Raw genomic sequence first — 9,421 nt, 5'->3', positions numbered from 1 at the left:
GCGAACCCAAAAAGAGATAAAGAAAAAGGACGATTAAAATGCGGCCTGAATCCAATTCTCTCTTAATGTCTAACCTATGAGTAAATATTAGTTAAAGTCACTGTTTAGCATATTGTTCTTAAATGAACTCAGGCGCTTTTTATCCTTATTGACCTAAAGCATTAAATAATTGTTTAGTTACTTTTTTAATGCTTGGCTTTATGTATGCTTTAATTAAATTTATAATTAAAGCATACAAATTACGTGCATAAAAAGTAATGGATACAAATTTTAGTGGAACTTAATATGACATTTTTAAAAAATGTAAAGCAACAAGCGGCGACTAGAACGCCCTCTGAATTAGAGCGTTTATGGCAGCGAATTGAAAAACATACTAAGCGTAACGCAAACTTTGATATTAAAAAGCAGACCCTGTTTTCTCAATTTCAAGAACAAGTAGAGCACCATGAGCAACTCCAAGCTCAAATGATTGCAGAGCAAATTATTCATTTTAGTAAGTTTATCCAACGTAAAAGTTTAACTATTGAACAGCGTAATGAACTTGTAGATTGGATAAATGAAGATTTAGATTATTTGTCAGAACATCCATTCATTGGCGAATTGAATGTTGAGGAAGTGTCTCAAATTTTTCAATCTTACCTAAATAAATATAACCAAGATACGGTTAGTACAATCCCTTCTTCAGAGTTAAATATATTACGTAAGATGTTACAACAAGATTTCCCCGGTTTAGAATTAACAGATGACGAACTGAGAGAAATAACAGCTGAGCCTTCATTGCTTTATAAGCACCTTGACGAGCAAGGTTTTGGTGAGGAGAAAGATGATGAAGCGTTTAGTGCAGATAATATGCACTATGAACAAGATGAAGATTGGGATGACTTTTTTGACCAACACGAACGATTTGATCGCGATGAAATTAAACAACAAAAAAACAACTCAAAATTAGAAAAGTTATTTAAAGGCTCGCAACTAAACAAAATGTATAAACGTTTAGCATCTAAGTTGCATCCAGATAAAGAATCTGATCTTGTAAAAAAAGCAGAAAAACACGAACTAATGCAACAGTTAGTACAAGCTCGAAAAGAGAAAGACGGTTTTACTTTATTACAGCTTTACATAAGCCATTTTGACGACGATGTCGATTTTGATGAAGAAACCAAAGCAAACTTAATACCGTTACTGCAAAATAAAATAATCGAGCTAAATGAACAGCATCGCCAACAAAAAGAAAGTAATGACCAATATACAATTGTGTGGCGTAAGTTTAATGGTCGTAGTAAAGCGCAAATTAAAGATAATTTTGTAAACCATTTAGCGGCGCTAAATAATGAATGTGATGAAATTGCTAAACGTTTAGAGTATTGCACTACGGTTAAATCACTTAAAGAAGAGCTTAACAACCGAATTATGAATAAACGTCATATGCCCATGTCTTTAGAAGCGGCTCTCGAAAACATGTTCAATTTTTGATAAATTAACAGTGACACCAGCCTAAGTTTTTTCATTAAGTTAGAATGGCTGTCCTGTTTAGCTGTTTCTTTACGCTGCGGCAACTGTATTGCCTTGTTCATAATGTAGAAAAGCTGCAAAACGCGATGTATTAAGAAAGATAAGCCCTTAGTTCGTCAATAAAGTCACTCAAACGCCCTTTTATATCCCACGTAAAATACAGTAAACGATTGAACCAAAATATGAACTCGGCTATGGTTTATTTATCAATAAAAATAAATAAAAAACGAGTTAATCTGCTGCTTGTTAGGTGCTTCGAGGAGTTTTATGTTTTTGAGTAAATTATTTTGTTGGGAGCGAGGCAGGCAAAAGTCAGGCTACGATAAAATGTTGATTTGTGGTGCTACGTGGCCAATTAAATTTGATACATATTTGCTTAAATTCCCACAAGGAAGTGAAATAACACCACACACAGACAAAGTTGAATCTGGTAAACACTATCGATTGAATATAGTGCTTAAAAAAGCAGATTCGGGTGGTGAGTTTATTTACAGTGATCCGATATTTGAAACAAAGCGGGTTAAGCTATTCCGCCCTGATGTAAGTGAGCATCAGGTATCAAAAGTTATAAAAGGTAATAGATATTTACTCAGCATAGGGTGGATAAAAGGGAGCTCTAAATGCTAGATTTAAGACCTAATTGTGAATGTTGTGATAAGAATCTACCTGCACAGTCCACAGAGGCTTTTATTTGTTCATTTGAATGCACATTTTGTTCTGGCTGTGCTCAAACGGTGTTAAATAACGTGTGCCCAAACTGCTCAGGTAATTTGGTTCAGCGGCCAATTCGCCCTTTGGCTGCACTAAAAAATTACCCAGCATCGACTAAGCGGGTATTAAAATAAAGTGGTCGTGCGCCAAACACATAAGAACACAAAGTATAATAATTACATTTTCTGAGTATGGAGATCTGATGAGAAAATCCTTTGAATTTACTGTTAAGTCAATCAAAGTTAAAATAATTAACGCTTGGTTTAGTGGTGCTAAATTATATGTAAATGGTGACTTACGAGATACTGACAAAACTTTGTTCGCTTTTAGGAATAATACTTTACTATCTGCAAATTTAGGTGAGTTGGGTGTTCTAGAAATTAAGCCATTATCGGGGCTAATTACTGTTGAAATGGATGCATATTTGGTCAATGATACAAATACCCAACATGTATATAGCTCACATAAACGCCTTAGCCTAAAAGAGCAAAGGGCAGCTCGATAAAGCTACTTTAAATAACGTATATTCCTGCATTTACCTGCCTTCAGTAATAACCTCCAAATGACTTTGAGGAGGTTTAAGCCCCTAAGCATACTAAGTTAATATACTTGGTTTACTCGATTACCTTAAAATCACTCACACTCTTTCGCATAAAGTAAAAGCGCGCTGTACATTACACTGAGTGCCTTTGTTACATCGCTGTCGATAACGGCTTCTGCTGGGTGATGGCTTATACCGCCAGGGCTGCGTATAAACAACATGCCAACAGGGCAAATAGGAGCGATTGCCATTGCATCGTGCCCTGCGCCTGAGGCAAGTGAAGGCGATGCTTGGTTGTTGAGTTTACATGCGCTGGTAAATAAATGCTGAATAGAGGTGTCGCACGCTACGGCATCGGCGGCATGAGTCCATTGCCAATCAAGCGTTAAATTGCGTTTGCTTGCTATAGATTGAGCGCTGCTTTGTATGGCGCTTAGTGAGTTAGCGAGATCGGTGTCGCTCTGTGCGCGTGCATCTAGGCTTATGGTTGTTTTACCTGCAATCACGTTTGTTGCACCGGGGCGAGATTGTATTTGCCCTACGGTGGCAACTTCGCCATTTTTAGCATTGTTTGCTAGTTTTTCAATTTCGGTTACTAATTCAGCGCAGCCTGCTAACGAATCCTGACGTAAGTTCATAGGCGTAGTGCCTGCATGACCGCTTTGGCCTGTTAGGGTAAGCATGGCGCGTTTTGCCCCTGCAATGGCCGTTACAACGCCTAACGCCTGATTAACCGATTCGAGTACAGGACCTTGTTCAATATGAGTTTCCCAGTAACCTAGTAATTCGTTTTTGTTTAGTGCGGCCTTTGCGTAGTCGTTAGGGTTTAGGCCAAAGTCGAGCATGGCTTGGCGCATAGTTATGTCGTTTGTGTCTTCAATGTTTAGCCACTGTGGGTCAAATTCGTTAGCGAGGGCTTTTGAGCCAATTAAAGTTGTGGCAAAGCGAGTGCCTTCTTCATCGCAAAAGCCCACTACATCTAAATGAAAGGGCAGGTCGAGCTTTAACTTATGTGCAAGCGCTGCAATTTCTATCCCCAGTAGTACACCTAAAATACCATCAAACGCACCTGCGTTTGGTACGGTGTCGAGGTGCGATCCTATAATTAAACGTTTAGCATGGGGGTTTGATGATTTAAACCGCCCCCAAAGGTTGCCCACTTCGTCTTGCCACGATTGCATGCCTGCCTCAACCATCCACGATGCAGTAACAGCGTTACACTCTTTGTGCTCTTTTGATAAGTACACGCGGTGAATACCGCCTTGCATTTGCGATAGTGCGCTGAGGGTTTTACAGCGAGATAAAGCGCGTGTTGCGTATTCATCAGCAAGTTCTTTGTTTAACAAAGGCTTTAAAAGGGGACTTACAATCGTCATGCTAAATCCTTTTTTTATTTATAGTGAGCGAGGGCGGCAATGGCGGCTTCGCCTTTAGGGCCTTTGTAACCGTTGGCATGTAAGCAAGCGTCTAAGCTTGCAAGTGTTTGTAATACAGCATCTTTGCGGGCGTTGTAGCCCATGGTGCCAATACGCCAAATTTTGCCATGCAGTGGGCCAAACGAGGTGCCTATTTCTATTCCAAAATCGGTTAGCATTTGTCCGCGTACGTGATCGGCATTAATGCCCTCGGGTATATAAACACCCAGCACGTTGTTCATTTTATGCGTTAAATCGCCAAATACATTTAAGCCCAGTGCTTGAATGCCGGTTAGCATGGCATCGCCATGTAATTTGTGGCGCGCTACGCAGTTATCCACGCCTTCTTCAATGACTATGCGGGCGCATTCTGAGGCGCAGTACAGCATGCTGGTGGCTTCGGTATGATGATTTAGGCGCTCTTCCCCCCAGTAATTCATGATCATACCTAAATCAAAATAGTTAGAGCGCACAAAGGGTTCTGTGCCATCGGTATGATCGGCAGTGCGAATGCCTGCTTCTACCTTTTTACGTTTTTGGATCCACTCGGCGCATTTGTCGCTTAGTGTTAATGGCGCTGATCCAGAAGGACCGCCTAAACACTTTTGTAGGCCAACAGAAAGTGCATCGAGTTTCCACTCATCGGCAGGAAGTTCGTTACCCACAATAGATGCGGTGGCATCGCAATAAAATAGTACATCGTGCTTTTGGCAAATATCGCCAATATGCTCAAGAGGTTGGTTCATGGTGGTGGATGTATCGCCCTGTACCATAGCAAGCACATGGGGTTTTACATCAACAATGGCTTTTTCGATCTGTTCTGGCGTAAACACTTCGCCCCACGGTACTTCTATTGTGTGCACCTTTGCGCCAACGCGTTCTGCTATTTCAGCAAGTAGGTGGCCAAAGCGCCCCATAATTGGCACTAGTACTTTATCGCCTGGGCGTAAAATTGAGCATAATACGGCTTCAATACCTGCGCGCGATGTGCCATCTATTAGCATGGTCCATTCGTTTTTAGTTTTAAAAATTTCGCGGTAACGTGCCATGGTTTCGTTCATAAAATCGGTCATTACTGGGTCGTATTGACCTATAAGCTGCGCCGACATAGCACGTAAAACACGAGGATCTGCATTAATAGGGCCTGGTCCCATTAATAAACGCTGTGGTGGGTTTAAGGTTTGAACTTGCGTGTTATTAAACATATTTTAGGCTCCCAGAGTCTGAATGAGCATGCGAATGCCGGTTATCATTAAGACAACGGCAAAAGCGCGTTTTAGTTGTTTTTGATCCAGCTTGCTACCAATTTTTACGCCAATAGGCGCAAATAAAATAGTCAGCGGAATAATAAGAAAAAAGGCAGGGAGGTTAACTAACCCCCACGTACCTAGGGGAGCATCGGTTGGCGTTGTGCCAATACTTAATAAGGTAATAACACCTGGTAGCGCAATCAATAAACCAAAAACGGCCGCAGTTCCTACTGCAACATGGGCGCGTACATTAAATGCGTTTAGCATAGGTACGCCAATAGTACCGCCGCCTATGCCAATCATTACCGACAAACCACCTACAATACTTGCCATAACGCCTTGACCAAATTTACCTGGCAGTTGTTTTACAAGCGCGGGTGCGCCGGCTCTAAATAACATATTAAGGCTTACCAAAATGGCAATGCAGGCAAACATGAGCACTAATGCGTTACCGCGAACGGAATGAGCAATAATACTACCGACTACCGCCATAACTAATATAAACGGTGCCCAGTATTTTATTAGCGCAAGGTCAATATTTCCTTTGCTATGATGCGAGCGAATAGATGAAAGCGAAGTAGGTACTATGGTTGCAAGTGATGTGGCGGTGGCTATCATCATTGCCGACTCTGGGCTTACGCCAAAACCTTGCAGTAAAAAATACAGCACAGGTACGATAACAATACCGCCGCCTACACCAAAAAGTCCTGCTAAAATTCCGGCAAAAATACCGGTTGCTATTAAGGCCGCTACTATTGGCCATTGGTTTATTATTTCTGACATTGTGTTCCTGCTGTAGTTACTGTTGCACGTCCATCTGAACGAGGATCTGTTGCAGCTTCAAGGCTTGTAGGTGTATCTAAAATAGCCCCAGCGTGCCCCATCATTTCGCTATTATTATCAACGCTTACCCAATCGTGGTCACGTTGATTTAATTCATGTTCTATATGAAAAACTAACCCCTTTTCAATTTTTAAATTTGTACTTGTATCGCCCCATGTGCGTCCAAGTAACCAACGAGGGTCGCTAATTGCTTGTTTTATTGATTTATTTCGCCATGCGTAGCCTGCAAAAACAGCGGCTTGGGTTTGTGGTTGCCCTTCACCGCCCATTGTTCCGTAAGCAAGTCGACGACCATCGCTAAACTTTGCCATTGCTGGGTTAAGTGTATGAGCCGGCTTTTTATTTGGCGCAAGGGCGTTAATATTGTTACTCGCATCAATATCTTCATTGTTTAAACTAAAGCTTAAACCTCGGTTATTCCACACAAAGCCGCCTTCGCTCATTAGTATTCCGCTGCCAAATTCCCAGTAAATACTTTGAATAAAGCTTACTAATTGCCCGTTTTTATCTTTTGCAGCCATCCACACGGTATCGCCAGGCTCTGCGTTAAATGACCATTGTTTGGCTTTACTCATATCAATATTGTTAGCAAGTTGGCTTAAGCGATCATCAGTTAGTGCTTTTTTATAATCATCCCCTAACACATTAGGATCAGCCCAAAGGGTAGGGCGATGCGTAAAGCTTTGTTTAGTTGCCTCAACAATTAAGTGCGTCCAGTCGGCATCGGTTTTAGCTAAATGCTTTAACTTATTTACGGCACCAATTATTTGTAGTGAATGCACGCCCTGTGTTGGCGCGGGTAAGTTGTAGCAATCAATACCTGATAAGTTAGCATTTAGCGCAGTAACGACCTCGGCTTTTGTATTTGCAATATCACCTGCGGTGATTGAGCTGCCTGCTTTTGCTAAGTCGGCGGCAAATGAGTTAGCAAGTGCGCCTTCATAAAATGCGTTTAAACCATGTTTTGCTAAGTATTCAAATGTTGCTGCAAGTTTAGGGTTTTTAAAATGCTGACCTGCTTGCAAGGGTTTACCATCGGGTATGTAAAGGTTTTTAAACGCATCATTGGTATTGTTCGCAGCGGCTAGTTTTTCGCAGCCCGCTTGCAAGCTTTTTGTAACGGTAAAGCCCTCGCGAGCAAGCTCAATGGCAGGCGCTAAAATTTTTGAAAGTGGCAGTGCTGCGTGCTCATCAAGCTCAAGCGCTTTTTGCCAACCGCGTATTGTACCCGCTTGAGTCAGTGCGCTTAATCCGCCGCGATCTGGTATTTGCGTGAGCATGTTATACGCAGTTATATTAGTTGCTGCGCGGCCGCAGGCGTCAATAGCTGTGGGTTTTTTTTTATTGGGGTTATCGATAAGCCAAAAGCTGTCGCCACCAATTGAGTTCATATGCGGATATACAACACTAATAGCAGCTGCTGCGGCTACCATAGCCTCGGTGGCTGTACCGCCTTGTTTTAGTATATTTATACCCGCCTCAGTGGCCGAAAAGTGAGACGCGGTAAATGCAATGTTGTGTGTGGTCATGCCGGTGTGTCCTGTTTAAAGTGTGCAGCTAATTGTTGTACGCAAGCAAGTAGGCTTTTATCGTTACCGTGGCTCATCATTAGTGAAAAACCATACGGATGATCATTTGCTAAATCAGCCAGCGGTAAATGCACTTGCGCTGAGCCACTAAGCCCTGCAATTGCCGAAAGTGTAATAATTTGCATGCGTAAGGCGTTTGTGTCGGCGCCTAATTTAGGTGCGGTTGTGGGGGTGGTGGGTAAAAATAAACAGCTGTGCTTATCTAAATTATTAGCCACGATTGCTTGCCATTGGGTTTGTACTTTTAGTGCTTCTTGTTCTTCTTGATCAGTTAGGGCAAGCGCCATATTAAAACGTGCCGCAATTGCTGGAGCAAACTGGGGAAGTTGCCCCTGCAATTGAAGCCAATCTTTATGCGTTTTTGCGATTGCTCGCCCTTGCAGTACTCTAAAACTATCAGCAAGTTCGTTTAATAAGCTGCTGTTAGGTAGTTCAAATTCTTTATGGTGCTTAAAATTAGGTTTGGTTTTTTCAAGCAATTGTTTAAGTGGAGCTTTTAAAGCAGGGTCAACGAGTTCAAATAACGGCTCACAAATAACTAAGGTATTAACGTTATTAATAGCTTGATTTGGTAGCAGTACATTACCTACATCGCTTAATAGCTCTGCGCTTTGGGTAAGCCAACCTATGGTATCAAAAGGCGGAGCCAAGGGTATTAGGCCATCTTTTTCAATCACGTTATGGCTTGGCCTTATGCCATATAAACCACAATAGCTGGCGGGTATTCTAATTGAGCCGCCAGTGTCGGTACCTAAGCCAATATCGGCTAAGTTAGCAGCCACGGCTGCTGCCGAACCCATACTCGAACCACCGCAAGCATGCCCTTTTAATTTAGGATTTTGCGCAGCGCCATAATGTATATTATTACCCTCTAAGCTATAAGCCAGTTCGTCTGTGTGGGTAAAGCCTATAAAGTTACAACCAGCGGTCATGAGCTTATTAACCGAGCTTGCCGTATTTTGAGCCGGTTTAGCTGTTTTAAACCAATGTGGATTGCCTGCGCTGTTACGCTCGCCCTTTACTGCAAATACATCTTTTACGGCTAAGCGATTGTTTGCAAGTAGACCAGAGTGGTTTGTTTGCCACAGGGTAGGACCGTGATAGCAAAATATACTTTTGTTGTTTTTTTTATCACTCATTTGCAGCTCATTATTATAAAACTGACCAAGTACTTACTTATTAAGTTAAGAGTGATTAAAAAGCGGGCTGGTTATTATTGTTATGAATACCAATTTTATTAAAAACATGATCATTCTATCGGATTAAATAGCGCACTTACTTCGTTAAAAATTATTCATAGAGAACAACTATATGTCATAATTTTTTCCTTGTTATTACGCTATTTTCTTCGCGTTATGATAGATCACTAATTTAATGCAATTGGTATAACTCCGCTTTTTAATCGGTAGTTTTGATTTTATCGTGTTTAGACTAAGCAAGAGGAATGCCATAAATTAAAATCCTGTCCAATTGGTCAGGTTTTTGTGGGTTGTATGAGGTTTATAAATGCGGGCTATAAAAATAGTGACACTAAAATGAGTTAAAAAAAACCAACTTGGT

Annotated in this window: 9 protein-coding genes; 4 read left to right on the top strand and 5 right to left on the bottom strand. The window is 41.4% G+C overall.

What is annotated here, in order from left to right; all coding sequences use genetic code 11:
- Positions 1-285: 285 nt before the first annotated feature.
- From GQR55_RS09555 to GQR55_RS09540, 4 genes are all read left to right on the top strand, one after another.
- Positions 286-1,473: a hypothetical protein gene (locus GQR55_RS09555; RefSeq protein WP_166420402.1), complete on the top strand. Its 1,188-nt coding sequence runs from the start codon at positions 286-288 to the stop codon at positions 1,471-1,473.
- 306 nt (positions 1,474-1,779) lie between these two features.
- On the top strand, positions 1,780-2,139 hold the full coding sequence (locus tag GQR55_RS09550; RefSeq protein WP_166420401.1) for a 2OG-Fe(II) oxygenase: 360 nt from the start codon (positions 1,780-1,782) through the stop codon (positions 2,137-2,139).
- A complete protein-coding gene (locus tag GQR55_RS09545) occupies positions 2,133-2,357 on the top strand; it encodes a DUF1272 domain-containing protein (protein ID WP_166420400.1) in 225 nt (74 codons plus the stop codon). The genes GQR55_RS09550 and GQR55_RS09545 overlap by 7 nt, the downstream gene beginning before the upstream one ends.
- Positions 2,358-2,425: 68 nt before the next feature.
- A complete protein-coding gene (locus GQR55_RS09540) occupies positions 2,426-2,728 on the top strand; it encodes a hypothetical protein (RefSeq protein ID WP_166420399.1) in 303 nt (100 codons plus the stop codon).
- Positions 2,729-2,856: 128 nt separating this feature from the next.
- Here GQR55_RS09540 and GQR55_RS09535 read toward each other — a convergent pair whose 3' ends face one another.
- Genes GQR55_RS09535 through GQR55_RS09515 form a run of 5 tightly spaced genes read right to left on the bottom strand, consistent with a single transcriptional unit; the run spans position 2,857 to position 9,000 of the window.
- Positions 2,857-4,140, bottom strand: a complete 1,284-nt coding sequence (locus GQR55_RS09535; RefSeq protein WP_166420398.1) for an allantoate amidohydrolase — start codon at positions 4,138-4,140, stop codon at positions 2,857-2,859.
- A gap of 14 nt (positions 4,141-4,154) precedes the next feature.
- Positions 4,155-5,384: an alanine--glyoxylate aminotransferase family protein gene (locus tag GQR55_RS09530; RefSeq protein ID WP_166420397.1), complete on the bottom strand. Its 1,230-nt coding sequence runs from the start codon at positions 5,382-5,384 to the stop codon at positions 4,155-4,157.
- A 3-nt stretch (positions 5,385-5,387) separates the two neighbouring features.
- On the bottom strand, positions 5,388-6,212 hold the full coding sequence (locus GQR55_RS09525) for a sulfite exporter TauE/SafE family protein (RefSeq protein ID WP_166420396.1): 825 nt from the start codon (positions 6,210-6,212) through the stop codon (positions 5,388-5,390).
- Positions 6,200-7,801, bottom strand: a complete 1,602-nt coding sequence (locus tag GQR55_RS09520; RefSeq protein WP_166420395.1) for a gamma-glutamyltransferase — start codon at positions 7,799-7,801, stop codon at positions 6,200-6,202. The genes GQR55_RS09525 and GQR55_RS09520 overlap by 13 nt, the downstream gene beginning before the upstream one ends.
- The gene (locus GQR55_RS09515; RefSeq protein ID WP_166420394.1) at positions 7,798-9,000 is read right to left on the bottom strand and encodes an amidase family protein; all 1,203 of its coding nucleotides are present in this window, start codon (positions 8,998-9,000) and stop codon (positions 7,798-7,800) included. The genes GQR55_RS09520 and GQR55_RS09515 overlap by 4 nt, the downstream gene beginning before the upstream one ends.
- Positions 9,001-9,421 lie beyond the last annotated feature (421 nt).

Source organism: Pseudoalteromonas sp. Z1A8, assembly GCF_011378855.1.
Lineage (GTDB): Bacteria > Pseudomonadota > Gammaproteobacteria > Enterobacterales > Alteromonadaceae > Pseudoalteromonas.
This window is presented reverse-complemented; position numbering and strand designations above follow the sequence as displayed.

What these genes read in the sequence shown, in the direction of transcription:
- GQR55_RS09555 (WP_166420402.1), top strand. Translation starts at nt 286, where the DNA reads ATGACATTTTTAAAAAATGTAAAGCAACAAGCGGCGACTAGAACGCCC.
- GQR55_RS09550 (WP_166420401.1), top strand. Translation starts at nt 1,780, where the DNA reads ATGTTTTTGAGTAAATTATTTTGTTGGGAGCGAGGCAGGCAAAAGTCA.
- GQR55_RS09545 (WP_166420400.1), top strand. Translation starts at nt 2,133, where the DNA reads ATGCTAGATTTAAGACCTAATTGTGAATGTTGTGATAAGAATCTACCT.
- GQR55_RS09540 (WP_166420399.1), top strand. Translation starts at nt 2,426, where the DNA reads ATGAGAAAATCCTTTGAATTTACTGTTAAGTCAATCAAAGTTAAAATA.
- GQR55_RS09535 (WP_166420398.1), bottom strand. Translation starts at nt 4,140, where the DNA reads ATGACGATTGTAAGTCCCCTTTTAAAGCCTTTGTTAAACAAAGAACTT.
- GQR55_RS09530 (WP_166420397.1), bottom strand. Translation starts at nt 5,384, where the DNA reads ATGTTTAATAACACGCAAGTTCAAACCTTAAACCCACCACAGCGTTTA.
- GQR55_RS09525 (WP_166420396.1), bottom strand. Translation starts at nt 6,212, where the DNA reads ATGTCAGAAATAATAAACCAATGGCCAATAGTAGCGGCCTTAATAGCA.
- GQR55_RS09520 (WP_166420395.1), bottom strand. Translation starts at nt 7,801, where the DNA reads ATGACCACACACAACATTGCATTTACCGCGTCTCACTTTTCGGCCACT.
- GQR55_RS09515 (WP_166420394.1), bottom strand. Translation starts at nt 9,000, where the DNA reads ATGAGTGATAAAAAAAACAACAAAAGTATATTTTGCTATCACGGTCCT.